The organism is Jeotgalibacillus terrae (assembly GCF_016908195.1).
GTDB classification, from domain to species: Bacteria; Bacillota; Bacilli; order Bacillales; family Jeotgalibacillaceae; genus Jeotgalibacillus; species Jeotgalibacillus terrae.
The window spans coordinates 24,486-51,300 of sequence record NZ_JAFBDK010000003.1 but is presented as its reverse complement, the minus strand read 5'-3'; the positions used below and the strand labels follow the sequence as shown (position 1 = coordinate 51,300).

At 43.2% G+C, this 26,815-nt stretch carries 29 protein-coding genes and 4 riboswitches; of the genes, 19 read left to right on the top strand and 10 right to left on the bottom strand.

All coding sequences use genetic code 11. The features are described from left to right. Positions 1-39: 39 nt before the first annotated feature. Positions 40-825, bottom strand: coding sequence for a YtvA family blue-light photoreceptor (gene ytvA / locus JOD21_RS03325; protein ID WP_239581349.1), 786 nt, complete (start codon positions 823-825; stop codon positions 40-42). A gap of 191 nt (positions 826-1,016) precedes the next feature. On the opposite strand from ytvA, the gene JOD21_RS03320 reads away from it, so the two are divergent. After that, positions 1,017-1,238: a WYL domain-containing protein gene (locus JOD21_RS03320; RefSeq protein WP_204728247.1), complete on the top strand. Its 222-nt coding sequence runs from the start codon at positions 1,017-1,019 to the stop codon at positions 1,236-1,238. A gap of 56 nt (positions 1,239-1,294) precedes the next feature. On the opposite strand, the gene JOD21_RS03315 is transcribed toward JOD21_RS03320, so the two are convergent. After that, positions 1,295-2,473: an MFS transporter gene (locus tag JOD21_RS03315; RefSeq protein WP_204728246.1), complete on the bottom strand. Its 1,179-nt coding sequence runs from the start codon at positions 2,471-2,473 to the stop codon at positions 1,295-1,297. A 154-nt stretch (positions 2,474-2,627) separates the two neighbouring features. On the opposite strand from JOD21_RS03315, the gene JOD21_RS03310 reads away from it, so the two are divergent. The 3 genes from JOD21_RS03310 (at position 2,628) to JOD21_RS03300 (ending at position 5,573) form a co-directional block, all read left to right on the top strand. Beyond that, on the top strand, positions 2,628-3,386 hold the full coding sequence (locus JOD21_RS03310) for a MerR family transcriptional regulator (RefSeq protein WP_204728245.1): 759 nt from the start codon (positions 2,628-2,630) through the stop codon (positions 3,384-3,386). Between the two features lie 105 nt (positions 3,387-3,491). After that, positions 3,492-3,944 carry an SRPBCC family protein gene (locus tag JOD21_RS03305; RefSeq protein WP_204728244.1) on the top strand — a complete coding sequence of 151 codons (453 nt, stop codon included), beginning with the start codon at positions 3,492-3,494 and terminating at the stop codon, positions 3,942-3,944. A 93-nt stretch (positions 3,945-4,037) separates the two neighbouring features. Further along, positions 4,038-4,143, top strand: a riboswitch (SAM riboswitch). A 128-nt stretch (positions 4,144-4,271) separates the two neighbouring features. Beyond that, positions 4,272-5,573 (top strand): Na+/H+ antiporter NhaC family protein, encoded by a 1,302-nt coding sequence (locus tag JOD21_RS03300; RefSeq protein WP_204728243.1) that lies wholly within the window; start codon positions 4,272-4,274, stop codon positions 5,571-5,573. Between the two features lie 46 nt (positions 5,574-5,619). Here the strand turns inward: JOD21_RS03300 and JOD21_RS03295 are convergent, their stop codons facing one another. Beyond that, positions 5,620-6,165, bottom strand: coding sequence for a glutathione peroxidase (locus tag JOD21_RS03295; protein WP_204728242.1), 546 nt, complete (start codon positions 6,163-6,165; stop codon positions 5,620-5,622). A 425-nt stretch (positions 6,166-6,590) separates the two neighbouring features. Further along, positions 6,591-6,791, top strand: a riboswitch (cobalamin riboswitch). Between the two features lie 287 nt (positions 6,792-7,078). On the opposite strand from JOD21_RS03295, the gene JOD21_RS03290 reads away from it, so the two are divergent. The 3 genes from JOD21_RS03290 to JOD21_RS03280 are packed head-to-tail and all read left to right on the top strand — an operon-like array spanning position 7,079 to position 10,845. After that, a complete protein-coding gene (locus JOD21_RS03290; RefSeq protein ID WP_204728241.1) occupies positions 7,079-9,349 on the top strand; it encodes a ribonucleoside-diphosphate reductase subunit alpha in 2,271 nt (756 codons plus the stop codon). Positions 9,350-9,355: 6 nt separating this feature from the next. Then, complete coding sequence (locus JOD21_RS03285; RefSeq protein WP_380269901.1) at positions 9,356-10,396, top strand: ribonucleotide-diphosphate reductase subunit beta; 1,041 nt, start codon at positions 9,356-9,358, stop codon at positions 10,394-10,396. Further along, positions 10,393-10,845 carry a flavodoxin domain-containing protein gene (locus JOD21_RS03280; RefSeq protein WP_204728239.1) on the top strand — a complete coding sequence of 151 codons (453 nt, stop codon included), beginning with the start codon at positions 10,393-10,395 and terminating at the stop codon, positions 10,843-10,845. Before JOD21_RS03285 ends, JOD21_RS03280 begins: the two co-directional genes overlap by 4 nt. A gap of 21 nt (positions 10,846-10,866) precedes the next feature. Here the strand turns inward: JOD21_RS03280 and JOD21_RS03275 are convergent, their stop codons facing one another. Next, entirely contained in the window at positions 10,867-11,859 is a 993-nt protein-coding gene (locus JOD21_RS03275; protein WP_204728238.1) for a potassium channel family protein, read from the bottom strand. A gap of 122 nt (positions 11,860-11,981) precedes the next feature. Here JOD21_RS03275 and JOD21_RS03270 point away from each other — a divergent pair, with 122 nt between their 5' ends. Together JOD21_RS03270 and JOD21_RS03265 are read left to right on the top strand one after the other, a co-directional pair. Then, the gene (locus tag JOD21_RS03270; protein ID WP_204728237.1) at positions 11,982-12,779 is read left to right on the top strand and encodes an EcsC family protein; all 798 of its coding nucleotides are present in this window, start codon (positions 11,982-11,984) and stop codon (positions 12,777-12,779) included. 63 nt (positions 12,780-12,842) lie between these two features. Continuing rightward, the gene (locus JOD21_RS03265) at positions 12,843-13,925 is read left to right on the top strand and encodes a C45 family autoproteolytic acyltransferase/hydrolase (RefSeq protein ID WP_204728236.1); all 1,083 of its coding nucleotides are present in this window, start codon (positions 12,843-12,845) and stop codon (positions 13,923-13,925) included. A 48-nt stretch (positions 13,926-13,973) separates the two neighbouring features. On the opposite strand, the gene JOD21_RS03260 is transcribed toward JOD21_RS03265, so the two are convergent. Then, entirely contained in the window at positions 13,974-14,873 is a 900-nt protein-coding gene (locus JOD21_RS03260; protein ID WP_204728235.1) for a phosphotransferase, read from the bottom strand. A 318-nt stretch (positions 14,874-15,191) separates the two neighbouring features. Next, positions 15,192-15,291: riboswitch (TPP riboswitch) on the top strand. A gap of 75 nt (positions 15,292-15,366) precedes the next feature. Here JOD21_RS03260 and JOD21_RS03255 point away from each other — a divergent pair. The 8 genes from JOD21_RS03255 (at position 15,367) to JOD21_RS03220 (ending at position 22,314) form a co-directional block, all read left to right on the top strand. Beyond that, the gene (locus JOD21_RS03255; RefSeq protein WP_204728234.1) at positions 15,367-16,200 is read left to right on the top strand and encodes a lipoate--protein ligase family protein; all 834 of its coding nucleotides are present in this window, start codon (positions 15,367-15,369) and stop codon (positions 16,198-16,200) included. Continuing rightward, on the top strand, positions 16,197-17,138 hold the full coding sequence (gene lipA / locus JOD21_RS03250) for a lipoyl synthase (protein ID WP_204728233.1): 942 nt from the start codon (positions 16,197-16,199) through the stop codon (positions 17,136-17,138). The genes JOD21_RS03255 and lipA overlap by 4 nt, the downstream gene beginning before the upstream one ends. 14 nt (positions 17,139-17,152) lie before the next feature. After that, a riboswitch (TPP riboswitch) is annotated at positions 17,153-17,259 on the top strand. Between the two features lie 75 nt (positions 17,260-17,334). Further along, the gene (gene tenA / locus JOD21_RS03245; RefSeq protein WP_204728232.1) at positions 17,335-18,012 is read left to right on the top strand and encodes a thiaminase II; all 678 of its coding nucleotides are present in this window, start codon (positions 17,335-17,337) and stop codon (positions 18,010-18,012) included. 1 nt (position 18,013) lies between these two features. Continuing rightward, complete coding sequence (gene thiM, locus JOD21_RS03240; RefSeq protein ID WP_204728231.1) at positions 18,014-18,781, top strand: hydroxyethylthiazole kinase; 768 nt, start codon at positions 18,014-18,016, stop codon at positions 18,779-18,781. Then, a complete protein-coding gene (thiD, locus tag JOD21_RS03235; protein WP_204728230.1) occupies positions 18,778-19,602 on the top strand; it encodes a bifunctional hydroxymethylpyrimidine kinase/phosphomethylpyrimidine kinase in 825 nt (274 codons plus the stop codon). The genes thiM and thiD overlap by 4 nt, the downstream gene beginning before the upstream one ends. After that, positions 19,592-20,233 carry a thiamine phosphate synthase gene (thiE, locus tag JOD21_RS03230; protein WP_204728229.1) on the top strand — a complete coding sequence of 214 codons (642 nt, stop codon included), beginning with the start codon at positions 19,592-19,594 and terminating at the stop codon, positions 20,231-20,233. The genes thiD and thiE overlap by 11 nt, the downstream gene beginning before the upstream one ends. Continuing rightward, on the top strand, positions 20,233-20,718 hold the full coding sequence (gene thiW, locus JOD21_RS03225) for an energy coupling factor transporter S component ThiW (protein ID WP_204728228.1): 486 nt from the start codon (positions 20,233-20,235) through the stop codon (positions 20,716-20,718). The genes thiE and thiW overlap by 1 nt, the downstream gene beginning before the upstream one ends. A gap of 144 nt (positions 20,719-20,862) precedes the next feature. Beyond that, a complete protein-coding gene (locus tag JOD21_RS03220) occupies positions 20,863-22,314 on the top strand; it encodes a PAS domain-containing sensor histidine kinase (RefSeq protein WP_204728227.1) in 1,452 nt (483 codons plus the stop codon). A 33-nt stretch (positions 22,315-22,347) separates the two neighbouring features. Here the strand turns inward: JOD21_RS03220 and JOD21_RS03215 are convergent, their stop codons facing one another. The 3 genes from JOD21_RS03215 to JOD21_RS03205 form a co-directional block, all read right to left on the bottom strand. Continuing rightward, positions 22,348-22,932 (bottom strand): Fic family protein, encoded by a 585-nt coding sequence (locus tag JOD21_RS03215; protein WP_204728226.1) that lies wholly within the window; start codon positions 22,930-22,932, stop codon positions 22,348-22,350. Then, positions 22,925-23,092 carry a Zn-dependent hydrolase gene (locus JOD21_RS03210; RefSeq protein ID WP_204728225.1) on the bottom strand — a complete coding sequence of 56 codons (168 nt, stop codon included), beginning with the start codon at positions 23,090-23,092 and terminating at the stop codon, positions 22,925-22,927. The genes JOD21_RS03215 and JOD21_RS03210 overlap by 8 nt, the downstream gene beginning before the upstream one ends. A gap of 78 nt (positions 23,093-23,170) precedes the next feature. Further along, positions 23,171-23,599, bottom strand: a complete 429-nt coding sequence (locus tag JOD21_RS03205; protein WP_204728224.1) for a CvpA family protein — start codon at positions 23,597-23,599, stop codon at positions 23,171-23,173. 171 nt (positions 23,600-23,770) lie between these two features. Here JOD21_RS03205 and JOD21_RS03200 point away from each other — a divergent pair, with 171 nt between their 5' ends. Both JOD21_RS03200 and JOD21_RS03195 read left to right on the top strand, forming a co-directional pair. After that, positions 23,771-25,072 (top strand): M48 family metallopeptidase, encoded by a 1,302-nt coding sequence (locus JOD21_RS03200; RefSeq protein ID WP_204728223.1) that lies wholly within the window; start codon positions 23,771-23,773, stop codon positions 25,070-25,072. Between the two features lie 261 nt (positions 25,073-25,333). Further along, positions 25,334-25,654, top strand: coding sequence for an SCP2 sterol-binding domain-containing protein (locus JOD21_RS03195; protein WP_204728222.1), 321 nt, complete (start codon positions 25,334-25,336; stop codon positions 25,652-25,654). 35 nt (positions 25,655-25,689) lie between these two features. Here the strand turns inward: JOD21_RS03195 and JOD21_RS03190 are convergent, their stop codons facing one another. Further along, positions 25,690-26,019, bottom strand: coding sequence for a YolD-like family protein (locus JOD21_RS03190; RefSeq protein WP_204728221.1), 330 nt, complete (start codon positions 26,017-26,019; stop codon positions 25,690-25,692). 84 nt (positions 26,020-26,103) lie between these two features. Continuing rightward, a complete protein-coding gene (locus JOD21_RS03185; protein WP_204728220.1) occupies positions 26,104-26,661 on the bottom strand; it encodes an HAD-IA family hydrolase in 558 nt (185 codons plus the stop codon). Between the last annotated feature and the right edge of the window lie 154 nt (positions 26,662-26,815).

Genomic DNA, 26,815 nt, shown 5'->3' with positions numbered 1-26,815 from the left:
GAAAAAGGTCTATCTGAGAAAATATCAGATAGACCTTTTTCATACTGAATCTTTATTAATAAACTGTATTGCAGCTTTTACATGACTGAATGTATGTAAAGATGTCATCTCAGCCTGCAATGCCGTCACTTTTTGTGCAAATGAAGGTTGAATGCCAGTAAAAATTGCCGTGGTACCAGTAAGTGAAATAAGTTTCTGAAGATCAAACAGATGCTTAACTGCTATCTCATCAATTTCAATCAGGCCGGATAAATCGATAATGAGGTAACTGTCTGTGGTTTTCTGAAGATATTCCATTACGTTATTAATCAGCATCTCATAGCGTCGTTCATTTAATTGTCCGATTATCGGTAACACAGAAGCCTTGTCATTCACTGGCACAATAGGAGTGGACATTTGTTCCATTTCTTTATAATAAGCATCCAGCTGGTCTTTTTGCTTCATGTTTTCAGTAATGTCTTTCTGAACGCCTACAAAGTACAATTTATTATCCAGATAAAGAGGATCTACAAAAAGTTCATTCCAGAACATTTTATTGTCTTTTGTATAATTTAAGATTTGTACATTAACAGATTCAACCGCACGTATGCCTTCTCTCAGTATGCCAAGTGTATCCTGATCAGTTTCTTCGCCCTGCAAAAAACGGCAGTTCTGTCCAAGCACCTCGTCTTCATTATACCCAGTCATATCAAGAAACCCTTTATTTGTATAAATAATCGGATTATCAGGGAGAGTGGAATCCGTTATAATCAGGCCAGCTCTCGTGTAATCGAGGGCTTTTTCTATGAACTTTGTCAGTTCCTTGCTGTTTTCAGATCGTATCAATCTTTTCACCTGCTCCTATATATTTCATGAACAATATGATACTTTTTTACCCTTATACTTTTATCTTTAATCCTTAGGAAATAAAAATAAATTGGCCAGTGAAATTCTTGAATTTGGATACTGATCTAGCAGCTTTTCAGTTTACTTTAAGAACATTTGTTCGTATAATAAATGTAAGAGGAGGAGTGGTGATGAAGGAAAAATTATTCCTTTACAGACAGCAGGGTCTGACAGTTAAAATGATCTATATGAAAAATGGTGGCGTCTGTTCTGAGAGACGCGTATTGATCAGAAAACTTGGTGAGACTTCTTTTACAGCTTACTGCCTGAAAAGAAGAGCTGTACGAACTTTTCACTATGACCGCATCTTATCCATGAAGCCAATGTTTAAAAAAGAAAAGCTGATCATCTGACCATAGAAAAGAGTCCTCCCGGAAGCAAATGCTTCGAAAGGACTCTGACATACATATTATGATTCTCTTTCTTCTTCCATCCTTCTGATTTCTTCATACCGCTGACGCTGACGGTAACCATAAGTAGAAGATAATACAACCTCTTCATCTTCAAGTGCTGAACCGAGCGCACCGATAATTGTAGCAATACTGGTCGCTGTCCAGGCGATAAAAAAGTAATTTACGTACCCGACGTCGGGAGAAACTTCTGACTGCAGCAGGCCCATTGGAATAAATAACACCACTGCAAATGAAAATAATATAAACAGTAATATATAATACAGACAGACTGATGCCAGAAGCGTCAGGAAGGTTGTTGCATTATAAAGTTTTCTGAGGTGAGCTTCTTTTTCTGTATCGCGTTTTCTCTCCCACAGCTTGTGGGCAGAAATCACCCAGAACACCATCGCCAGAATTGAAACGACGGAGAGTAAAAACATCCGCCAGACGCTGTATTCATGACTCAGCATCCAAAGTGTCGGGAACACTAAAGCATAAGCGCCGGTTGTAAAGGCAAGCATAATGACTTTTTTGAATGATGAAAACATGACCCACGGCTTATTTGCCCGGACCATTCCGGTTAAAAGGCGTAAAGCGCTTCCTGAATAAGAATTCACTTTAAATCTTACATCAATATTCTCTGTATCCTCAGGAGTCTCTCTTCTGATCGGTGAGATTTTATCGAAGCCTTTTCTCCCAACTAATCTTTTCGGATTTCTCGTTTTGAGATTTTTATCTTCCGTCTCATCCTTCTTTTCAAGTCGCTGTTCCGCTTTTTGCCGACCTTCCTCTGACGTCGTGTAGAACATTTCATTTACCAGCTGCAGAATTGAATCCCTGACTCTGCGTGCGAGAGGAACTGCGCCAAGACCGGGAAGGCTGATTAAAGCAATATTAGCTTCTTCATAGGCTTCTGCAATAATCGCTTTTTTATGATGAAGCAGTGGCAGGTCGGTAATCGCTACAGTAAAATCCCATTCATTCTCGCCGCTTTTTGTCAGAATCGCTTTCATGACTTCGTCAGACTGATCAGTTCCTCCGGTCAGGGAATCTATTGAACAGTCAATTTTCCATTCCCGTTGATCGTCAACGTAATATCCAAGCAGTTCCGGCAGGCCGGCTTTTAGCGAATCTATTAATTCTTTTGGATATCCCGGCGCTGCAATTAAGCCTACTGTATAATGCGATCCGCTCATCTTCTCACCTCATCATTTTTATATGTCTTACTTCTTTAACCTAAAATAAAGGTGTTAAAAACTCTCATTTCCAATTAATTAAAAAAATATCGTGTTAGGAGTTGACCTTCACGTTACGTTAAGCCTTATGCTGTATTTGTCAGGAGGGGTTACAATGGAATATACAGTACAGCAACTCGCAAAGCTGTCCGGTGTGAGCGGACGCACACTGAGATATTACGATGAAATTGGTCTGTTAAAGCCGGCAAGACTCAGTTCATCAGGTTATCGGATTTACGGTCAGAAGGAAGTAGATCTGCTGCAGCAGATTCTCTTTTACCGGGAGCTTGAGGTAAGCCTTGAGGAAATTACCAGCATCATTCATCACCCGGACTTTGACCTGATCTCAGCTTTGCAGCAGCATGTTCAGAAGCTGCAGGAAAAACACGCCCGTCTTGAACAGATTATCTCAACCGTTCAAAAAACGATTGAAAATAAAGAAGGAGGCACTCTAATGACAGATGAGGAGAAGTTTGAAGGATTTAAAAAGAAATTGATTAATGAAAATGAAAAGAAGTATGGAAAAGAAGTACGTGAACAGTACGGAGATGAGGTTGTGGATGACAGCAATGCGAAAATGATGGGACTGTCTGAAGATGACTTCAAAAAAATGCAGGAAGTAGAAAAAGAGTTTCTTGAAGAGCTTAAGAAGGGTTATGAAACAGGCGATCCAGCTTCACCTGAAGCACAAAAAGCAGTTGAACTGCATAAAAAATGGCTGAGTTTCACATGGCCGCAGTATTCAAAAGAAGCGCATGCAGGCCTTGGTGATATGTACGTGAGCGATGAGCGGTTTACTGCTTATTACGATCAGCACATTGAAGGGGGAACCAGGTTTTTACGTGATGCGATTTATGTATACGCTGGTAAATAAAACGATCTAAAAAGTCATTCGCAGTCGTGCGAATGGCTTTTTTAGCATGTAGCCAGCAAATCGTATAAAATATAATTAAGAATCTGCCAGAAAGGGCGATCAACCATGATCATATGGAAAGAAGAAACAACGATTAACGCGAACATTGAACAGGTATGGGAGTTGTTTAGGGATAAAAACATCAAAAGAATCATGCCAAAAGTGATCTCCCATGAACTTGTGGAGGGAGAAGAAACCGTGGCAGGTGCGAAGCATCAGCAGACGTACGGAGAAGGAAAACGCGTTGAGACCTACATTGTACATACGCTTGCTTATGAAGATCATGAAGGTGAGAAATATAAGAAGGTGAACTTCATTCTCGGAAAAGCCTTTGACACAACGTTTTCTTTTAAGCTGTTAAAAGAAAGTGAGCAGCAGACCAGACTGATATATGAGGGTCAGAATAAGGGAGCCAATTTTGTCGGAAAAGCCATGCTGAAGCTTACAGGCAAAAAGCAGGATAACAGAGTCGTACTCGAATTTCTTGAAAGAGTAAAAAAAGAAGCGGAAAGTTCCTGAAGTGTGATTGAATATTCTTAATTTAAATGAATGTATTGACTTATCCGATTGAATCACTTATATTTCAACAATCATTACAATTTCATAACCATCTTCTTATGATGAGAGGCGGAGGGACTGGCCCTTTGAAGCCTCGGCAGCGGACTCATGCAATGAGTACTGTGCCAATTCCAGCAGGCATTTGCCTGAGAGATAAGAAAAGTTGTTTGCTTATTCAAGCCTCTTCTTTTTCTTATTGGAGAGGTTTTTTTGTGTCCGGAAAACCTTTCTTTATGAAGTGATTATTGATTAAAACAGGATACGAATTTGAAACAGGAGGCAACGAAAATGAATGAGGAAAACATTAAAAGCAATCCGCTCGCGCTGATCCCGTTTGGCGTATTTATCTTACTTTTTATCGGGTCAGGTATTTTAACAGGCGACTTTTATTTCATGCCTGTATTGGTTGCATTGTTCACAGCAATTCTGGTGGCAATGCTGATGAACCGGAAAACAGATTTTCAGACGAAGACGATGCAATTGGCGAAAGGAGGAGGCCACCCGAATATTATTTTAATGGTCGTGATTTTTCTGTTAGCCGGTGCATTCGCTTCAGTTGCAGAAGGTGCCGGAGCAGTGGATTCAACTGTGAACCTTGGACTCTCTCTGCTTCCTCAGAATTTGCTGATCGTTGGATTGTTTGTCATTGCGTGCTTTATTTCGATTTCAATGGGGACGTCAGTTGGGACGATTGTGGCACTTGCCCCAATCGGTCTGGGCCTGTCAGAACAGACAGATATTGGCGTGGCACTGGCGATGGGTGCCATCGTCAGCGGAGCAATGTTTGGAGATAACTTATCGATCATTTCTGATACCACGATTGCAGCAGTTCGTACGCAGGGTACAAAAATGAAGGATAAGTTTAAAGCGAATATTTTCATCGTATTACCTGCAGCCGTTGTGACAGCAATTATCTTTGGGGTGCTGACAACAGGTAACAGCGCTTCAATTGATGGGGATAATCCTTATAATCTGCTTCAGGTGTTACCTTATCTCGGCGTATTGATTTTTGCTGTAGCCGGTGCAAATGTGATTCTTGTTTTACTCGGCGGAATCATCTTTGCAGGGATTGTCGGCTTAGCGCTCGGTCAGTACAACTTTATGGACTTGATCGGTCTGATTGGAACAGGTTTTTCAAATATGCAGGAGCTTGCGATGATCGCGATTCTGCTTGGTGGACTTGTTGAACTGATCAGAGCAAACGGCGGAATTGAATTCCTTCTTCAGGCTGTGACAAATCGCGTGAAGTCTAAAAAAGGTGGAGAAGCCGGTATTGCAGGGTTAGTCAGTACTGTGAATCTTGCAACAGCAAATAACACCATTTCAATCATTACCGCAGGACCACTGGCTAAGCAGATTGCAGATAAATATGATATTGATAAGCGCAGATCAGCCAGCCTGCTCGATATTTTCTCAAGCTCTGTGCAGGGGATCATTCCTTATGGTGCCCAGCTTTTAGCAGTTGCAGGGGTGGCAGGGATCTCACCTGCTGAAATTGTACCGTACTGCATTTATCCGATTTTGATTGCATTATCAGGCGCAATTGCGATTGCTATACAGTTTCCGAGATTTAAAAGTACGGGTGTGTGATCAGGAATAGTAAAAACCACAGGCATGACGCCTGTGGCTTTTAGCATTATAATGCTGCCTTAATCTGTGTTTCCATATCAATTGGTTCTGATGTCGATTCAAACCGTCCGATCACCTGGCCGTCCCGGTCAATTAAAAACTTTGTAAAGTTCCATTTGATTGAGTCACCTGACATGTAGTGAGGGAACCGTTCATTAATAATTGATACCAGTAACTTTGATGTAGGATGCGTCATATCAAAACCCTGAAACGGTTTTTGCTCTGCAAGATAGGTGAAAAGAGGAGAAGCATCCTGATCTCTCACATCAATCTTTTTGAAAATCGGAAAGTTTACGCCGTAATTCATTGCACAAAATTCTGTGATCTCTCCATCTTTCAAAGGTTCCTGTTCAGCAAACTGATTGGAAGGGAAGCCAATGATTTGCAGTCCCTGGTCCTCATAACGTTCCTGCAGTTTTTGCAGATCCTCAAGCTGAGGGGTAAATCCGCATTTAGTGGCAGTATTAACAATTAATAATAATTTTCCTTTGTATGTATCCAGGCTTTTAGTAAATCCGCTTGATGTTTTTACTTTAAAGTCATAAACGCTCATGTGACATAATCTCCTTATGAGAAAGCTCAAATATAATGGTTGAGTTTCATTTGTTTGCCTCTTGTTGAGGTTTTTATACCTATATCCTAAGATTAATAATATTAAATCAAAAGTCATTATAATTGATCATATATGATTAATTTGACATGATTTTATTGTAAATTAGTGCTTATTTGGGTAAAGGAATAGTTTTTATAAATGTTAAGGCTAAGTGAAAAGTCATGATCTCATGAATCATCGATGTAATCTCGTGAACACCTAACTAAATTTCATGAACCTCCGAGGTCATTTCATGAACTACCCGAAAATTCTCATGAAACCTCCACGTAAAAAACCTCACCTTTCTTCTTGCACAAAAAATCCGAATCATGTATCATACCCATATACAATATATAGTAATTGTATCTAATTAACATACAACATATAGTGTTGCCGAAAGATAAGATGCGAGAGATCGCTTAAAAGGGAATCCGGTGAGAAACCGGAACTGCCCCCGCAACTGTATGTGCTGACGAAATGAACAGTCCACTGTATCAGAGAGCTCTTGTAAAAGGGTGCTGATACGGGAAGGGTTCAAAGTAGAGTGATGCACAAGTCAGGAGACCTGTCTTATTTTTTGTTTTCATTTCTTCGGGGTGTGAGGAAAGAAACGATGGCTTTATCAGACAGGTCCCGCACGTGGACTGTGCTCTAATAATGCGAATCGTTTTACTGACCGCCTATCCCGGATAGGCGGTTTTTTCGTGTTTAATTACTTAGGTGAACCTGTGGAGGTGTCCAGGCAGCATCCAGCTGACCCTTGGATTGGAAGACGCAGACTACTTTCCTGGGGCGGGAAAGCGAAGCCTTCCACGGAAAGGGTCAGCGGTTTTAGGAAAGATTATTAACATACTTTAAATCGGAGGGATCAATCATGACCGTAACGCAAAAAAACAATCTCCATCAGACGCTGCAGACGATCAAAGACGCAGCAGTAACCCATCAGCTTGATGCAACTGAACTCATGCATCAGCTTACACAACGAGAAGATACAGCCCGTGACTTTGCCATGCATTACGCACTGAATCGTGTAGCGATGGACGCACCAGACTGGACGTTCCTTGCAGCACGACTCTATTTAGATGGCTTATACGAGCAGGCAGCTTCGAACAGGCATTATGACCCTGCGCAAAAGTACGGCAGTTTCCATCACCTGATCCAGACGCTTATACATAAAGACATTTACACCGAAGACCTGAACGCCTATTCAAAAGCTGAAATCGATGAACTGAACCTTGAGATCGCACCTGAAAAAGATTACCTGTTCAACTATATCGGACTCTTTCTGTTAGCAGACCGCTATCTCGCACGCGATCATAATCGCAACCTGTACGAGCTGCCACAGGAACGCTTTATGATTATTGCAATGCTGTTGATGAAAGATGAGGCGCACGATAAGCGGATTAAACTTGTAAAAGAAGCTTACTGGGCAATGAGCAATCTTTATATGACTGTTGCGACGCCTACATTATCCAATGCCGGTAAAAAAACCGGCCAGCTTGCATCGTGTTTTATTGATACAGTGGAAGATTCGCTTGATGGTATTTACACGAACAACTGGGATATAGCGCGGCTTAGTAAAGACGGAGGCGGAATCGGCGTTTATTACGGCAAGGTGAGAGCGCTTGGTTCTGATATTAAAAAGTTTAAAGGGAATTCTTCCGGGGTGATTCCGTGGATCCGTCTTTTGAATAATACGGCGGTCAGCGTAGATCAGCTTGGACAGCGCCAGGGAGCTGTTGCCGTTTATCTGGATGTTTTTCATAAGGATATGATGAACGGTTTTTTAGATCTGAAGACAAATAATGGGGATGAGAGAAGAAAAGCGCATGATATTTTTACAGGCGTTTCGATTCCGGATCTTTTTATGAAAAAGCTTGAGGAGACTGATGAAGCGGGCCGCAGTATTGGCGAGTGGCATACGTTTTGTCCGCATGAAGTGAAAACGGTCATGGGCTGGAAAGATACTGAAGGTCAGCCGCTTGGGCTTGAGGACTTTTACGATGAAACGGATCATCATTATTTCACTGAGAAATACGTAGAAGCGGTGAATCATCCCCTTTTGCCGAGAAAGACGTACCGTGCAATGGATATCATGGCGAGAATGATGGTCTCGCAGCTTGAAACAGGTACACCTTACATGTTCTACCGCGATGAAGTGAACCGTCAGAATCCGAATAAGCTTGAAGAAGGCAGAACGTCCATTTACTGCAGTAACCTGTGTACTGAAATTGCACAGAATATGTCAGCTACAACCATTACAAGAGAATATGAGGATGAAGAAGGCAATATCGTGATTGTCAGAAAACCGGGTGATTTTGTTGTATGTAATCTTTCATCTATTAATCTTGCACGGGCTGTTAAAGGTGATGTGCTGAAAAGGCTGATTCCGATTCAGGTCAGAATGCTTGATAACGTGATTGATCTGAATCAGATTACAGTCGGCCAGGCGCAGCGCACGAATAAGAAGTACCGCGCGATCGGCCTCGGTACATTCGGCTGGCATCATCTGCTCGCACTCGAACACATTCACTGGGAATCGGAAAAAGCTGTGCAATATGCAGACAGATTATATGAAACAATTGCTTTTGAAACGATTAAAGCATCCAGTGCCCTTGCAGAAGAAAAGGGGGCATACAGTCAATTTGAAGGCTCGGAATGGCAGAGCGGACGCTACTTTGAACGAAAAGGCTATCACGGTAAAGATTGGCTCACATTACAGAAGCAGGTGAGCGATAAAGGAATCCGCAACGGCTGGCTGATGGCTGTCGCGCCGAACTCTTCCACTGCTAAAATTGGCGGATCAACAGATGGGATTGATCCGATCTATGCGGTTGAATATGCAGAGGAAAAGAAGAACTTTAAATTTAAAGTAACGGTTCCGGACCTTGATCATCAGATTTATGAATACTATAGAAAAAGCCGTCATGAGCTTGACCAGCTCTGGAGCATCCGTCAGAATGCCGCACGTCAGAAGCATGTGGATCAGGGGATCAGCTTTAACTTTTACGTGAAGCATACGATTAAAGCGAAGGAACTGCTGAATATGCATATGGAAGCCTGGAAGAACGGACTGAAAACAACGTATTACGTCAGAAGTACATCGCAGGCAGAAATTGAAGAATGCGAAGCGTGCCACAGCTAAGGAGGAATGATGATGACATTAACAAAAATGAAGCTGCTGAATCCTGAACATCCGAATAAATCAACAGGTATTATTAATGGAGAAAATTCAGGTCTGCTGAATTGGAATGATATTGCCCATCCGCAGATGTATGATCTGTATCAGACGCTGCTGTCAAATTTCTGGAAAGCGCAGGAGATCAATATGCAGGATGATATTAAACAGTGGGATCATTTGAGTGAAAAGGAGAAAGATATTTTTCTCCGGATTAACACACAGCTGGCTTCACTCGACAGTCTGCAGACGCCGACGATGAATCAGGTGATGGATTATGTCACCGATTCGAGCTTTAAAGCCATTTTTGCTGTGATCTCACAGCAGGAGGCAGTTCATAATGAATCATACTCATATATTCTGAGCTCACTTGTTCCGCTGAGTGAACAGAACCAGCGTTTTAACGAAGCGAAATCAGATCCGATTGTGAGGAAACGCAATGAATTTATTTTAGAGGCTTATGAGCAGTTCAGAGAGCAGCCGACTGCAGAGAATCTCTTTAAATTAGCAGTAAACTCTATTAACCTTGAAGGCATTTATTTTTATGCGGGATTTGCCTTCTTTTATCACCTCGCACGCAATCAGAAAATGCTGAAGACGAGCACGATGATCAGTTATATTCAGCGCGATGAAATGCAGCATGCGTATTTCATGTCACAGTTTATCAGGATTCTGTTAGCAGAAAATCCTGAACTGAATACTGTGGAAAATATAGATTATATCTATCAGTCTATTGGCAGAGCAGTAGAGCTTGAAAAAGAGTGGTCCCGTGAAATTCTTGCAGGTATTGAAGGCATTGACCTACATGAATTCGAGCTGTACGTGGAATATCTGGCAAATAAGAGGTTAAGACAGCTTGGTCTTGAGAATTCTTTTGAAGAGAGACAGAATCCAATGCCATGGATTCAGGTGTTCAGTGATGAAATGATGAATGAAACAAAATCGGATTTCTTTGAACAGAAGTCGAGAACTTATACAAAGGTGTCATCTTCAAATGGATTTGATGAGCTGTGAAAACGCTGATCGTCTATGCAAGCAGAACTGGAAATACAGAGCAGCTTGCGAGCCTCCTTTATGAGAATTGTTCTGAGGCAGGGATGGAAGCAGAACTTATCAGGGTTGAAGAATTTGATCTGAAGTGGTTGGCCTCCTATGCAGCTTGTATTGTAGTGACTTATACGTGGGGAAGCGGTGATCTGCCGCGTGAGATACTCCCGTTATTTGAGGCCTTTGAACAGACTGAATTATGCGGTCTTGTGACAGGTGTAGCAGGTTCAGGCGATCAGTGTTATCCGGATTATTGCGGAGCGGTTGACCGTTTCCGGGATATGCTTTACGCCCATACGAGACTTGCAGTGACATTAAAAGTTGAGCTGGCGCCGCAGCGGTCAGATAAAGAGAAATGCAGGAAGTTCGCAGAGAAAATGATTGAGAAGGCGAAGGGTGCTGCAATTCTGAATTAATCATGAATGGCCGGACGATCCCTATTCGTCCGGCCATTTGCTTGCGTTATCTATGATAAGCCCGTATAACTGTTTTCTTCGGTCTGATATTTGTTGCACAGATGACTCAAAGGAATTCTTCTCCATGACCGGAATGCCGGCATTACTAAGTGGAACGGGATCCGGGGCAGGAGGTGCTTCCGATGCAATTTTAATATGTGTACCATCTAACGTTTCCAGGTAATCATCGACAGCAGACCGGTTTTCCTTTAAAAGCAGGGCATTTGGCCAATATTTTTCCGGTACACTGTAATAAATCAATGTCATCGCTTCATCGAGTGCAGCTACAGCGACGACTCCTTCTGTTTGTGCATTGATACTGTGGTAATGATGAAGAATCGGATATGCCTGATGCTGCGCTGTTAATTTGCTCAGCTCGGTTGAAAAAGAATTCAGCAGCAGATCAAGGTTATGCAGGTCTTTGCCATTCCAGGCGGACGCCACGATATCTGCGCCACTCTTGCCAATTCCGCTCACGCTCTGTGCAAAAGCTCTTTTTTGAGTAACCGCACTTAAGACTGACAACAGATATGTCACAGCGAATGTGATTGAAAACATCCCTGTCCCGGTAGCGATGATCGTCAGTACTTTCCAATTGTCCCCGTTCGGAACAATCTCGCCATTACCCAGTGTGAAGAAGACGTAGCCGGTAAAATAAATATGGTCCATAAAATCAGCCGGCAGTCCGTTCTGTGTATTAAACAGTGCACCAAACTGACTTGCAAAGATAAACGTCCACCCTGCCCAGAACATGATGACCCAGATGATGATGGTCATAACAAGAATAAGTGGACCTGCAAGACTGAGCACTTTTGAGTTCCCCATACTGATTCCTTTCATCAACCGCCAGATCCCATTTGACAGTGTGTTTGTTACAGGACCGGCACCTCCTTCCACCCACAGCGTAGTCCAGATAAAATCAACGAGTACAACCGCTAAAAGGGCGATGCCCATCCACATATACAGTTCATTCAATGTGCAGCCCTCCCTCTTGAAATCTTATATTCTGCTATTTCCCTAATCTCCGTTTTTAAACAGGCGTGAAACCGGGAAGGATATAAATACGTACAGTTATGATAAGGATGGTGGAGTGACAAATGGAATCGAGAATCGTATTGGAAAATGAATTAACAAGAATTCAGAAATGGGAAAAAGATCAGGGCGGCGGATGGTTTTGGGATAAACTGATGCGGCTGCCTTTTAAACTACTTGATAAATTAACACCAAAATTCATTCAGAAAAAAATCGGCATACTGCTTGATGAGATCGGAAGCTTTATTCAGACAGGCGGCAGATACCTCGCCAGTGAAAAGAGAGTGTATCGCTTATTTGAAAAAACAACCGGGCATACAGTTCAAACAAAAGATGATTTTCAGCACGTGCCCTTAGAGGATATGAGAAAAGCATCGCTGAAAGTGGCTACACGTATGAAAAATACTGCCACTGCTCAGGGGGCCAGCACAGGAGTCGGCGGAATTTTCACGCTTGCGATTGATATTCCTGCAATTCTGACGCTTTCATTAACAACGCTTCAGGAAATTGCGCTGATGCATGGCTATGATCCTGATGATAAAAAGGAGCGTGTTTTCATCATCAAGTGTCTGCAGTTTTCAACGTCTGATGTTGTTGGGAAAGAAGCAATCCTGAAAGAACTGTCGAACTATCATCAGGGTGCAAAATCAAATGATGTCATTTCACAAATCCAGGGCTGGCGTGAAGTAACTCTTACCTTTACAGAGCAGTTCGGGTTAAAAAAGCTGCTGCAGATTGTACCAATCGCCGGCATTCTGATTGGTGCACTCATCAACAGAACGATGATTGATGAGTTGGCTGAAACCGGTACAATGCTTTATCAGAAGCGGAAGATTATGGAGCGGCTTAAGACAGCGGAGTAGGGGACAGAACTCCCTCAGACTGTTAAACTGTATCTATAACCTAAATACTGGGGGACATATGAAATGAAATCTGTGCATAGCGACATTCTGCAGTTCAGGGGAACGCACTATGACTTTGGCTTTTTTCAGGGCGAGAAACTGAGAGATTCACTGACTGTTCAAAACAGAGAAAAGCAGTGGAAGGTAAGAATTCCGAGGTTTAAAGTTGAGGAGCAGGAAGTGAAGGATGCCATTACAAAAGTGGCGCCGGGTATCTGGGAAGAACTGATTGGACTCCGCGATGCGCTTGAGTGGCCGATGGAGCGGGTGATGATGGAGTTTGGCGGTTACAGAACAGACTATAAACGTTCCGGATGTTCAATTTTAACAGGAGACAATTATCTGATCAGAAATTATGATTATATGCCAAAAACGTATGAAGGACGCTACAGCTTTTTTCAGCCGACTGATACCGGTTATGCAATTGCAGGTCCGACGCAGCGCATCACAGGCCGAATGGATGGGATGAATGAGCATGGTCTGACAATGGGATATAACTTCATGCATCGCAAAAAGCCTGGTGATGGTTTTATCTGCTGCACGATCGGACGGCTGATTTTAGAAGCATGCGCCAACGTGGATGAAGCGGTTGCGATGTTAAAAGAGATTCCACACCGGCATTCGTTCAGCTATACCGTGCATGACCGCAGCAACCGTACATATGTGATCGAGACATCTCCGCGCGGGGTGGCTGTGCGTGAGTCAAATGTATGTACGAATCATTTTGAAATGATGAAAGAAGAAAACAGAAATCATCTTGTTGATTCAAAAAAACGGCTGGATGCGATGAATAGAAACCGTGCAAAACTGAAGACAGCTTATGATGCATTCCGCCTGATGAATGACACAGATAAGGGTGTGTTTTCAGACCTTTACAGTCAGTGGGCAGGCACGATTCATACGTCAGGGTATCTGCCTGAAGAAATGAAAACCTGGTTCGCGCTTGGCGGAGATCAGGAGCCGGTTGAGTTTGATTTTGCGAAGTGGCTTGATGGAGAAGACGTTCAGCTTGAGAAAATTACAGGTCTTGTAGATACAGATATTCCTTTCGTTCATATGGATGAAGGAGCATATTGGAGTGCCGGAAAAAGTAAAGTGGGGAAATAAAACGGAGATGCCTGAGTGCTTCTCCGTTTTATTTCTGTTGAGACACTTTTACCCAAGGGCCTTTTCCAATCCGGCAAGCGCCCACCTCAGCACGTCTTTATCATCCGTATCCTTTGCATAGCGCAAAAGAACAGTCATCACAAAAGCAGCTTTGAAGCGCGCGAGCTCACGCGTCCGTTCATCTACTCCGCCATATGCATCGAAAAGGATTTCGCGTACATCGGCTGTCATACAGGCATACCCGATAGACAGATCAATGGCAGGGTGACCAATATGCGCATCACCCCAGTCGATCAATCCTGTGAGTACGCCTTGTTGAACAATCATATTCTTGGGGTGCAGATCTCCATGGACAGGCACTGAGCCCTCAGGATTCTCCCATTCGTTCAGGTCAATGATATAATTTTCAAGCTTTTCATAGAGTGCCTGGGGTATTACTGATCCAGCTTCCCCTGCAATCTTATAAAAATGCTTTTTACGCAGCTTAGTGGATAACCGCAGCAGATGATCAGGATCTGCATCCACGTAGTTTGCAGGCAGTGCATGCAATTTTTTAAGAAACTGTCCGATCCTTGCTGCTTCCTGATGAAGAAGATCTGTATCAGACGCTTCAGTCAGTACATGGCCCTTTATATGAGTAAATCCCACATAAGGATAATCCTCTCCTTCAGATTCCCTGAAGAAAACGGCTTTTGGATAGTCATAGCCGCCGTCAAACGCCAATGCTTCCAGACTGATGAGCATTCTTCTTTCAATCTCCATAGCCTCATAGCCCAGCTGTCTCCGCGGGAATCTGAATACCCATTCCTGATTGACTTCGTATACTGTATGATCAAAACCGGTACCGCACGGCTCCACCTGAACAGGCTTTAGTTGAGGAAATGCACGCTCAATTTTTTCTTTTGCCTTTTCAATTGGCACAGGGTGTGTTGCATCCCATGGATTCACATGTCATTCCCCCTTTTCTCACCATCCATCATACATCCCCGCAGAGAAAATTTGAACAGGATGATTTCCAATTATCAACGATTTAGTCTTTTGACCCAACATGCATATCTTTTGTCGTGAAATGACTCCTGTTATTGTGATAGTACAGAAATTTATGTAACAGATGTGAAAATATTTTTTGCTTTAATGAAAGCGTTGAATGCGATTACAATGGAATTCTAAAAGGGCTGTATTAGTATGAAACAGTTTCTGTAACACAAAAACAGCTTTGCTTTATTAAAGCGACTGTGATACTCTTTAACTGACAATTTCATTAATTTAATTTACTGGGGGAGCCAACCGGCTGAGACAGGCTTTTGCCGAACCCTTTGTACCTGATCTGGATGATGCCAGCGGAGGGAAGTATGCTTACATAATGTTATTTGCATGTAAAAGCCACTTCCTTTAATAGGCAGTGGTGTTTTTTTATGTAAATGGAGAAGGGAGGCAGACAATGAAAGAGACATGGTACTTTCTTGATTCCGGCTATGGCACGCCATCATTTAACATGGCGATGGATGAAGTGCTGATGAATTGGCATAGTGAAGGTAAAATTCCACCGGTACTGAGATTTTACGGATGGAAGCCGGCGGGTATTTCAGTCGGATTCTTTCAGAAAGTCGGCGGCAGCATAGATCTTGAAAACGCCGAAAAGTACGGTGTTGAACTTGTACGCAGGCAGACCGGAGGCAGAGCAGTTCTTCATGATGATGAGCTGACTTACAGCGTGCTTGTTTCCGAGGATCACCCTGCAATGCCTAAGTCGATTAAAGAGGCTTATCTTGTATTATCAAAAGGAATTCTTGAAGGCTATAAGGCACTTGGGATTCCGGCTGAATTTTCGATCCCTGAAGAAAAAAAGAAGCAGGCAGGATCAGCAGTCTGCTTTGAAGAACCATCGTGGTATGAACTGATGGTCGATGGTAAAAAAGCAGCCGGCAGTGCGCAGACACGTAAAAAAGGTGTGATTTTGCAGCACGGCTCCATTCCGATTTCAATGGATATAGAAAAGTTATTTGATTTATTTATTTATCCAAGTGAAAAAGTGAAGGAGCGGGCACGGCGTGCATTTACAAATAGAGCTGTTGCCATCAATGATGTACTTGAGCAGCCTGTTACATTTGATGAAGTGAAAGATGCATTCAAAGAAGGGTTCTTAAAAGGACTGGATATAGACCTGGAACCTTTTACACCGCCAGAAGAGATGTTAAGAGAAGCAGCAGAGCTTGAGGAAAAGTATAAGAGTGAAGAATGGAGCTATAAGCGGGAAGGGAGACAGAAAGTATGACAAATGCAAAAGAACATGTGCGTAAACCGGAATGGCTGAAGGTGAAGCTGAATACGAATGATTCCTATAAAAAGCTGAAGAAAATGATGCGTGAGAAAAAGCTGAACACAGTGTGTGAAGAGGCGAAGTGCCCGAACATTCATGAGTGCTGGAGTGAGCGTAAAACGGCGACATTTATGATTCTTGGGGATACTTGTACGAGAGCGTGCCGATTCTGCGCAGTTAAAACAGGGCTACCGAATGAGCTTGACTGGGGCGAGCCTGAACGTGTGGCAGAATCCACTGAAATGATGGGTTTAAAGCACGTCGTTGTCACGGCAGTTGCGCGTGACGATCTGAATGACGGAGGGGCTGCAGTGTTTGCTGAGACGGTACGTGCGATTCACCGCCGCCTGCCGAGCTGTACGGTTGAAGTGCTGCCTTCAGATATGAAGGGTGATTATGAAAGCCTTCATACACTGATGGATGCTGAGCCGGATATTTTCAACCATAATATTGAAACAGTCCGCCGCCTGACAAAAAGAGTACGTGCACGTGCGATGTATGACCGTTCACTTGAACTGCTTGCACGTGTAAAAGAAATTGCGCCGAATATCCCGACCAAATCGAGTATCATGGTTGGTCTTGGTGAGACAAAAGAAGAGCTGATTGAAGCAATGGATGATCTGCGTGGCCACAATGTAGATATCCTGACGCTCGGTCAGTATCTGCAGCCAACGAAAAAGCATCTGGATGTTGTACGTTACTACCACCCGGATGAATTCGCAGAGCTGAAGGAAATTGCACTTTCAAAAGGCTTTAAGCACTGTGAAGCAGGTCCGATGGTGCGTTCTTCTTACCATGCTGATGAGCAGGTAAGTGAAACATCTGCCCAGCGCCGTATTAAGTATTTAAAAGGCGTTGAAGCAGATGGCAGAACAGTAGATAATCTGCAATAAAAACTGAATAAAGTTAAACCCACTGGGGGAGCCGGTTATACCGGCTGAGACGGACTTGAAGTCCGGACCCTTTGAACCTGATCTGGATCATACCAGCGTAGGGAAGTGGACGTATGAACCTATTTATATACGTCGCTTCCCATCTTTGGGAAGCGGCGTTTTTTATTGGCAAATATTAATTGGAGGAGTGACATGTATGACATTTTGTACTGAAGTAAGAGAAGAATGTAATCAGCTTTGGGAAGCAAGCTTTGCGCATCCTTTTGTAAAAGGGATTGCTGATGGGACCCTGCCACTTGATGTTTTTAAGTTTTATGTAATGCAGGATGCGTATTATTTAACGCATTTTGCAAAAGTTCAGGCAATCGGGGCAGTGAAAGCCCTGGATCTGGAGACAACGAAAAGCTTTGCACACCATTCAGAGCAGACGTGCGCGGCAGAATTGGCACTTCATAAATCATTTATGGAATTGCTTGGTGTGACCGAAGAAGACTGGAAAGCCTTTGAACCTTCGCCGACCTCTTATGCTTATGTTTCTCATATGTACCGTTCGGCTGAAGGGGATCTGGCAGATGTACTTGCAGCAATCCTGCCCTGTTACTGGCTCTATTATGAGATTGGAGAAAGATTAAAAGGTGCTGACCCTGACCATCCAATCTATCAGAAATGGATCGGGACTTATGGTTCTGAATGGTTTGGAGAGCTGGTAAAAGAACAGATGAACAGAATGAATGATCTGGCTGAAGGTCTTTCTGATGAAAGAATAAAAGAGCTGAAGACTCACTTCAGAAGAAGCAGTTATTATGAATGGAACTTCTGGGAGCAGGCTTGGACGATGGAATTCTGGACAATCCAAACAAAGGAGCGTGTGTAAGATGATTCAACAGGTGAGAGAAAAGAAACCGCTAATTCACTGTATCACTAACTACGTGGTGGCTAATTTTCAGGCGAATGGACTGCTTTCACTCGGGGCTTCTCCAGTAATGGGGGATGAGATCGAAGAAGTGAAGGAACTGGCTGCTGTTGCAGATGCCCTGTCACTGAATATAGGTACCCTTAATCAGCGTTCTGTTGAAAGTATGATTGCTGCCGGACGAGCTGCTAATGAAAAGGGTGTTCCTGTTGTGCTCGATCCTGTAGGAGCCGGTGCAACAGCTTACCGTTTGTCAGTAATAGATAGAATCCTAGAAGAAGTAAACGTGACAGCGCTCAGGTGCAATGCCGGTGAACTGGCAGCAATCATGCGTACAGACTGGTCTGCAAAGGGGGTTGATGCAGGAGAAGGTGATGTTGACCTGCGTGACCTTGCTGTAAAGGCTGCCAGGAAATATGGACTCATCGTGGCTGTGACTGGAGAAACCGATATTGTAACAGACGGAGATGTCGTACATGACATTCATGCCGGTCACCCGGTTATGGCGTCAGTCACAGGTATGGGCTGTCTCCTGTCAAGTGTGACAGCTGCTTTTCTGAGTGTGGAGAAAACAGCAGATGCTGTGTCGGAAGCTGTTCAATTCTACGGGGAAGCTGGTGAAAGAGCGGCTGCTATTTCCGAAAAACCGGGAAGCTTTCAAATCGCTTTTATCAATGCGATCGCCACCATCAATGAAAGTAAATGTCAAACGGGAGGCAGATTGGGATGAAACAGGTACTGACGATTGCCGGTTCAGATTCCGGAGGCGGAGCGGGTATTCAGGCGGATATAAAGACCTTTCAGGAACTTTCTGTGTTCGGAACATCAGTGGTTACAGCAGTGACAGCACAGAACACACTGGGTGTCACAGACGTTGCACCTGTTCCAGTTCCGACGATTGAAAAGCAGCTGCAGGCAGTCGGTGAGGATTTTCAGATTGCGGCACTTAAAACCGGAATGCTCTTTGATGCTGAAACGATTCAGACAGTGACAACCGCGATCAGACATTATAAATGGCAGAACCTGATTGTCGATCCTGTCATGATTGCCAAAGGAGGTGCGAGCCTGTTGCAGGAGGATGCAAAAGATGCAATTCTTCAGGATCTTCTTCCTCTTGCAGCTGTTGTCACACCGAATATTCCTGAAGCTGAATCATTAAGCGGTATTCATATCCATAATGATATGACAAGACATGAGGCTGCTGAGAAGATTCTTCAAAGCGGTGTGAATGGCGTGCTGATCAAAGGGGGGCATGGAAAGAACCCTGATTTTACAGAAGATTTTTATCTTGATCAGCACGGCGGCACGCTTGTATTGAAGTCACCACGGATTCAGACGAAGCACACGCATGGCACAGGATGTACATTTTCAGCAGCACTTACTGCTGAAATGGCTAAAGGACATTCTTTTCCGGAAGCCTTCCTGACAGCGAAGCAATTTATCCAAAGTGCCATTGAACACGCTTTGAATATAGGTGCCGGCCATGGACCGACTAACCACGGCGCTTATAGACGTTATGCACAAAAGGAGATGATCCGTTATGTTCAATAAGCCATCCGTTTATTTCATTCTTGGTACAGCAAATGCAGGGCGGAGAGACCCGCTGCACATACTTGGAGAAGCGCTTGAAGGGGGAATCAGTCATTTTCAATTAAGAGAAAAAGGAACAGGTGCACTCACAGGACAGGCATTAAAGGATTTTGCGCTGCAATGCCAGAAATTGTGCCGCGCACGGAATGTTCCGTTTATTGTAAATGATGATGTAGCACTTGCCTGTGACATCAATGCTGACGGTATTCATGTGGGGCAGGAGGATGCTGACGCTGCTGCTGTAAAGAAAAGAATAGGAAAGAATATGATCCTTGGTGTGTCTGTTCATTCAGTCGAAGAAGCAGAAAATGCAATTAAAAATGGTGCTGATTATCTGGGAATGGGCCCTGTCTATGGTACAAAAAGCAAATCAGATGCTAAAGAACCATCAGGTGTGACAAAAATTCTCAAGGTCAGAGAGCGTTTTCCTGATACACCGGTGATTGGAATAGGCGGCATCACTTCACTGAATGCAGGACCTGTCTGGGATGCAGGTGCAGAAGGCGTCGCTGTGATCTCAGCGATTGCTGAATCGGACAATGCAGAGCAGGAAGTAAAACACATACTGAACGCATATAAAGGAGGAAGCTGATGAATACAAAGAAGCTTGTCATCATGGCTATGCTGGTCGCCATTGCAGTAGCCGGATCAGCGTTTGTCTCATTCCCGGCCGGTGTAGCGCGTGCTTATCCGGTTCAGCATGCTGTAAACGTCATCGCAGCAGTTTTATTTGGTCCGGGCCCTGCTATTGTGGTCGCTTTTGTAACGGGGCTTGTCCGGATATTGACAGGTACTGGTTCACTGCTTGCATTTCCGGGCGGCATGATTGGTGCGGCACTTGCGGGTCTTTTCTATATGTGGAGCGGCCGGGTGTGGGCAGCAGCAGTGGGCGAAGTGATTGGCACAGGTATTCTCGCGTCATTGATTGCTGTACCGTATGCCGCCATTTTAATGGGTACAGAAGCGGGTGCTTTCTTTTTTATGCCGGCATTTTTAGTATCGAGTATCAGTGGTGCGACGATTGGGTTTATTTTATCTGAGCGGTTGAAAAGGATAGGAAATCCTATTCAAATTTAAAGAAATAAAATAGATGTATGTTTTTCCTTGATATGACTGCAATTGGGAGCCTTTGATCATTACTTTTATAAAAAAATTGTCAAATTACTCTTTTCAAATATACCTAATCAGCGTAGTATAATTAGTAAAAAAAGGAACGAACCAATGCCCTACTCAGATTCTTTAGCGATTGAAAACATCATAACTGCCGTTGACCATCACTTGATTGTTGCTTTCTTAGATCTCAGTGGACATTTTGAATATGTAAATGAAAATTTTTGCCGCGCGACACAATATTCTTCTGAAGAAATGATCAACGCACATTTTTCAAAGCTTCTTCATGAATCTCATGATCCGGAAAAATTAGCAGAGGCTATGAAGCAGATCAGTCAGGGTAACATCTGGCAGGTAGAGCTTCTGAACAGAAAAAAAGATGGTTCACCCTACTGGGTAAACTCAACGATTGTTCCGTTGCTTAATCAAGAGGGGAAGCCGAGTCGTTATTTCACTTATAAAGTGGATGTAACAGAACGTGTTGAGGTGGAAGAAAAGCTGAAAGAGACTGAACAAAAACTCAAACTCTCAGTCAGTGAATTGAATTATTTAAAACATGTGCTCGACCAGTCTTCAATTGTCACCATTATTGATCGTGATCGGAATATTTTATATGCTAACGAACAGTTTGGTCAGCTGATGAAGCACAGGCCTGTGGATATAATCGGGAAAAGTCTGGATGTTCTGAATGCCAGGTGTCATCCGGATTCATTTTATGAGGCGATGTGGGAGACCGTGTACCAGGGTGAGATCTGGTCGGGGGAAATCCAGACAGAAAATAAAGATGGGGAAACCAGGTGGACGAACACGCAGATTTTCCCATTCGTGAATGACTCAGGTCAGGCAACGTTTATTTTTGTGAGCCATGATATTACGCATGCAAAAGAAGCGGAGCAGCTCGTTCTCAGGTCAGAAAAGTTATCTGTTTTAGGTGAGCTTGCCGCCGGAATTGCGCATGAGATCCGTAATCCGCTTACTTCATTGAAAGGGTTTACTGCACTGCTTGAAGAAGGGGAGACTGCGACCAATAAAAAGACCTATATTTCTGTCATCAAATCAGAAATTGACCGGATTGAACACACTGTCAATGAATTAATGATGCTCGCAAAGCCTAAAAAAGCTCAATTGATGCCGTTAAAAATTGAGGAACTTGTGCGCAGTGTCTGTGAATTCCTCAAGCCGGAATTTACGATGAAAAATATTGAGCTGAGCTGCAATGGCCATCATCCTTCTGCAGAAGTGTTATGTGAGGGAAACCAGATCAAGCAGGTCGTTATGAATGTATTAAAGAATGCAGTTGAAGCGATGAATCGCGGAGGCCGCATTCATATTTCGTATCGCTATGAAGAAAAGAAAATGGCGATTATAGTGAAAGATGATGGGCCTGGGATGCCTGAAGAAGTACTGAAAAAAATTGATACCCCTTTTTATACGACAAAGCCAACAGGGAACGGACTCGGAATTCCAGTGTGTCTGAATATCATGAAGCTTCATCACGGCGAGATGAATATCTCGAGTGTGCCGGGGGCAGGTACAACAGTGGAACTGGTGTTACCGTATTAAAAAAACGTTCAGTCATAAGGCTGAACGTTTTTTTCAGGGTTGTCTGATGAAACTGATTGTCTGCATAAAGAGTTTTTGCAAATCAGCCGGGTCAGTGACGGCGCGTATCATTGCCTGAATATATTCAGTTCTGTCGAGCTGATCGTACTGCCATTCGATGTTTTTGGAACGGGCATATTCATGGAGAAAGGAGCGGATGGTCCTGCCATTTCCTTCACGAAAAGGGTGAAGCATATTCAGCTCTGACTTGAAATAAGCAAGTCTTTCAGCGGCTTCTTCAAGCGTATGCCAATCCTTTTCATCTGCAATGGCTTTAAATATCCGGTCAGCATAGCTGTCTAAGTATTGTGCCTGACAAAAACGGGTGTTACCTTTCATTAGCTGCACAGTTCTGAACTTACCTGCAAACGGGTAAATATCCTGAAAAAAGTGCCGGTGCAAATCTTTAAAGCTCTGTACATCAAAGGAAGAAACCTCATATTGCTTTCTCACAAATTCTGCTGCGCGCAGAGAAAACGTAAGTGCTTCAGCTTCCATGAGTGATTCTTCATCCGTGACGCCAAGCAGGTTATGCTTCAGCAGGAAATCATCATTTTCACTGCTGATATACTTATCCACGCGACAGCAAATCCCTGATCACAGCCGGTGTAATCGGCTTATCTGCGTTTACTGTTTCAAGTACTTTCTCCTGCAGTCCTTCATTTAAAGACAGGTTTTCCAAATGCAGATTCTTCATAATCCGTCTAAACTCCGGTGATTCGATTTTCACATCTTTCATTCAGCGGTTCCCACCTTTAAATGAGTTCATTGATCTGCCTTTATTATACCACGAACAGCAGTGAAATGACTGAATTCATCAGCCCAGGCGGCTTAAAATCCGGTTGATGATCAGCAGGCATATAAAGGTCACGACTACTCCTGACATCATACCCGCCAGTTGAGCAGTATCGGCTGCCATGCCCATATCTGTTAGCAGATCTTCACTGAACCGGTATAAGAAAAATCCGGCAATTAAAGAGACGATCAGATTAGCTACACTGAATCCCACTTTAAATGAGAGCGGTTTTGAATCGAAAGCACCCATCTGCTCCTTCAAATAGCTTTGTGCTCTATCAAGCGAATCATATTCCCCCAGTATTTCTTCATCACTGTAATGATGACTGTTTTGGGATTTTGAACTGAAAAATACATAATATGTTTCGTTCTCTTTACGGATATCGTATTTGTGAATCCCGACAACACCTTTTTTGGTGACTCTTTTCGTTCTTGTTCTGATATGTTCCATACCGATCCTCTTTTCAAACCTGATAAATCTATCCTATCACATATATAAGATTGATTTGAATCTGAACGGATGATTCAGCTTTGAATACGATTTTCATATTGTATTTTTTAAGGGGATCAGCTAATATTTAGAAATGCTTGTCAATATCATACATATCCGGGAGGAAGAACATTGAATCAACAAAAAATTAAATCAGAAAGAGAGACTGTCTATTTTATTCTGTCTGTCATTTTCAGTGTGATTGTGTACATTGCAGCAGCAGTCTCTATTATTGGAATAGGAATCGCGCTTGCAGTACTTGCGGTTGTGCTTTTCATGAATGCGTTGATGCTTGGGTCAATCAGGGGCAACGGTGTAAGAGTTAGTGAAAGGCAGTTTGCAGACGTATATGAGCGCGCGGCTGTTTTATCACGGGAGATGGGGCTGAAGAAAGTGCCTGACTTCTTTGTCATTCAGTCTGAGGGTGCACTGAATGCTTTTGCAACAAGATTTTTCGGTCGGAATATGATCGTCGTGTACTCGGAAGTGTTTGAACTGGCGAGACAAAACGGTCAGGGAGAACTGGATTTTATTATTGCCCATGAACTTGCACATATTAAACGCAATCACGTATGGAAGAATATCCTGACATTACCTGCTCAGTTTATTCCATTTTTATCGCAGGCCTATAGCCGTTCATGTGAGTATACGTGTGATAGAGAGGCAGCTTATAAGATCAGGGATGCTGAAGCTGCAAAGGGTGCACTGACACTTTTAGGCGTTGGGAAAGTGATGTACAGCGAAGTGAATGAGGATGCTTACCTTGAGCAGATTCATTCTGAATCCAACGGTGCAGTCTGGCTGAGTGAGATTCTGTCGACTCATCCGCTGCTGCCAAAAAGAATTTTATCAGTGGAGCGGTTTATGAATCCTGATACTTCATACACATATAGTCAGCAGCCGGGGAGAATCTTACTTGGAGCCGGACTGTTATTTGGTGGACTTGCAGGGGCTTACATCGCAGTGATTGTGACTCTGACGCTTGCAGGTGTTGTGTTTGCTTCCTTGCTGCCGGGTGATATGACGTCTGCAGAGGATACGATGTATGAAGATTTAGAGGACGCAGATATTGGTGCAACCCCTTTAATGAATGCTGCAGCGAGTGGCGATATTGATGAGGCTGCATCGCTGATCAATGCTGGTGCTGATCTTGAAGAAACTGATGATGAGGGGACAACTGCCCTGCTGTATGCAGCTTATAATGGTGATGCTCAGATGCTCTCGCTTTTACTTGAAGCAGGAGCAGATCCCAACCACAGTGATGACTATTCAACACCGCTGATGGCTGTGGTCAGTTATGATGACCGTGAATCAGCAGCATTGCTGACAACATTCGGGGCAGATCCGGCTATGGCAGATCCATACGGTGAGACACCGATGGAGTACGTGGGCGCAGCGGATGAAGAAGAGTTTTTTGAATGGATGAAAGAGTAGGAAGCGCAGGCCGGGATACATATCTCGGTCTTTTATTAATGTCTTCAGGCTGGAAGCGGCTTTCCTCTTATGTCGGTCTCGCATTCATCAACACTTTTTGACGTTTATATTTTTAAGGCGTTTTTAAAGTCTATTGTTGTTTTAGCACAGCTGTTGATTGTAGCGGAAATCAACAGCCACTTTTAACAAAGCTATTTTTAAAAGGAAACTTTATGATAAAATGAGTGAATAGTCATTCAATTCATAAAAGGGGATGGAAAGATGTCAGATGTATGGTCAAGAATTACAACGGCAATGAATGCAAATCCGGAGCCGATTCAGGATGAGAACGTCCGCTATGAGTTTCAGCTGAAGGATGGGGAAGCGAAGCAGCTGGTGCTTAAGCATGGGGAAGCTTATATTGAAGAAGCGGGCGCTGCGCAGCCGAATTGTACGCTGAAGCTGAGTGCAAAAGACCTGGTCAAGATGATAGAAGGGGACTTGAGTGCTTCAGGTGCGTTCATGTTTGGGAAGCTGAAAGTAGACGGTAAGATGGGGTATGCTTTAAAACTTGAGTCTTTATTAAGTGAATATACTTTTTAATAAAAAAACCGGCCCGCCGAAGCGGACCGGTTTTTTTAGCAGACGTCCAGACCGATCACCTGATCAAAAGGAATGGTCTTTTTCATATGACCGGTCGTTGTCATTAATAAGTAACGTTGCTGGTAGTTAACCAAAGTAATGATTCCCTTCACACTATCACGTCTGTTGTGTTCAAAGATTTTGAGGTCAACCTTCTGTTTGAACTCCAATGCTTCCTGAATGCCAAGAAAAATCATATCAAACATCTGCTCATCAGGTTCAGGTTTCGTCTCATGCTCCATTTCTTCGTAAAAGTCCTTCAGCATCTTCACATGTTCAGGCAGCATCATCGAAGTCCACTTAATTGTGCCGCGGTCTTTATTCATTACCTTCACGCCCCTTTTCAATCATTATAGGAACGTTTGTTCTGTTTTGTAAATAGGTAAGTGATGGATTTTAATAATTAGCTGCTAAAAAATAACGACCTCATAGAAATTTCTATAGCTGTTAAGATGAAAATCCGCCGGTTTATCATTTTGAAATAAGCAGGTATACATGCCCAGCTGCTTTGCCGGAATGATATCAAGCTCACGGTCACCGACTGCAAGGTCTATCCGGTACTTGTGGTGCAGGTATTCATATGCAGCAGGGTCAGGTTTACGCGGGAACCCATGATCTGCAGTCACGATTTCCCGGAAATAATTTGTGAAGCCATAGTAATCCAGTACTTTGTGTGCACCTTCCTGATCTTTATGAGTCATAATCACATTACAATCCGCCTGTTTTAGTATATCTTCAACATGATCAAATGGCGGCATTTCCTCCGGGCTGATATTGCTGATGAGGCGGTTATATTCATTTATTTGTGATTCAGTCATTTGATAAAAGCTGATTGCATGAGTTGCAGATACCTTTAACTGTATGTAGCAGTCTACTTCTGATACGCTGCCAAGCACCTGACTCATCCGTTTTGCATAGGCAGGATAGGTATCAAAAAGTGTTCCGTCATAATCCCAAAGTATATTCATCCTGTACCCCTTTCATTAAAAACGTTACTGTACCATTTGTTATACCTGATATCTCTCTCTGAAGCCAGTGATTGAAATATAAGATAATTTTGAAAAGTGAATATATTTTCATGTTTTTTTATTTTATATGAAGGACTTAAGTCTCTATTTGTCG

Coding starts and splice junctions, on each gene's coding strand:
- JOD21_RS03320 (WP_204728247.1), top strand. CDS start 1,017: ATGAAGGAAAAATTATTCCTTTACAGACAGCAGGGTCTGACAGTTAAA.
- JOD21_RS03315 (WP_204728246.1), bottom strand. CDS start 2,473: ATGAGCGGATCGCATTATACAGTAGGCTTAATTGCAGCGCCGGGATAT.
- JOD21_RS03310 (WP_204728245.1), top strand. CDS start 2,628: ATGGAATATACAGTACAGCAACTCGCAAAGCTGTCCGGTGTGAGCGGA.
- JOD21_RS03305 (WP_204728244.1), top strand. CDS start 3,492: ATGATCATATGGAAAGAAGAAACAACGATTAACGCGAACATTGAACAG.
- JOD21_RS03300 (WP_204728243.1), top strand. CDS start 4,272: ATGAATGAGGAAAACATTAAAAGCAATCCGCTCGCGCTGATCCCGTTT.
- JOD21_RS03295 (WP_204728242.1), bottom strand. CDS start 6,165: ATGAGCGTTTATGACTTTAAAGTAAAAACATCAAGCGGATTTACTAAA.
- JOD21_RS03290 (WP_204728241.1), top strand. CDS start 7,079: ATGACCGTAACGCAAAAAAACAATCTCCATCAGACGCTGCAGACGATC.
- JOD21_RS03285 (WP_380269901.1), top strand. CDS start 9,356: ATGATGATGACATTAACAAAAATGAAGCTGCTGAATCCTGAACATCCG.
- JOD21_RS03270 (WP_204728237.1), top strand. CDS start 11,982: ATGGAATCGAGAATCGTATTGGAAAATGAATTAACAAGAATTCAGAAA.
- JOD21_RS03265 (WP_204728236.1), top strand. CDS start 12,843: ATGAAATCTGTGCATAGCGACATTCTGCAGTTCAGGGGAACGCACTAT.
- JOD21_RS03255 (WP_204728234.1), top strand. CDS start 15,367: ATGAAAGAGACATGGTACTTTCTTGATTCCGGCTATGGCACGCCATCA.
- lipA (WP_204728233.1), top strand. CDS start 16,197: ATGACAAATGCAAAAGAACATGTGCGTAAACCGGAATGGCTGAAGGTG.
- tenA (WP_204728232.1), top strand. CDS start 17,335: ATGACATTTTGTACTGAAGTAAGAGAAGAATGTAATCAGCTTTGGGAA.
- thiM (WP_204728231.1), top strand. CDS start 18,014: ATGATTCAACAGGTGAGAGAAAAGAAACCGCTAATTCACTGTATCACT.
- thiD (WP_204728230.1), top strand. CDS start 18,778: ATGAAACAGGTACTGACGATTGCCGGTTCAGATTCCGGAGGCGGAGCG.
- thiE (WP_204728229.1), top strand. CDS start 19,592: ATGTTCAATAAGCCATCCGTTTATTTCATTCTTGGTACAGCAAATGCA.
- thiW (WP_204728228.1), top strand. CDS start 20,233: ATGAATACAAAGAAGCTTGTCATCATGGCTATGCTGGTCGCCATTGCA.
- JOD21_RS03220 (WP_204728227.1), top strand. CDS start 20,863: ATGCCCTACTCAGATTCTTTAGCGATTGAAAACATCATAACTGCCGTT.
- JOD21_RS03210 (WP_204728225.1), bottom strand. CDS start 23,092: ATGAAAGATGTGAAAATCGAATCACCGGAGTTTAGACGGATTATGAAG.
- JOD21_RS03205 (WP_204728224.1), bottom strand. CDS start 23,599: ATGGAACATATCAGAACAAGAACGAAAAGAGTCACCAAAAAAGGTGTT.
- JOD21_RS03195 (WP_204728222.1), top strand. CDS start 25,334: ATGTCAGATGTATGGTCAAGAATTACAACGGCAATGAATGCAAATCCG.
- JOD21_RS03190 (WP_204728221.1), bottom strand. CDS start 26,019: ATGAATAAAGACCGCGGCACAATTAAGTGGACTTCGATGATGCTGCCT.
- JOD21_RS03185 (WP_204728220.1), bottom strand. CDS start 26,661: ATGAATATACTTTGGGATTATGACGGAACACTTTTTGATACCTATCCT.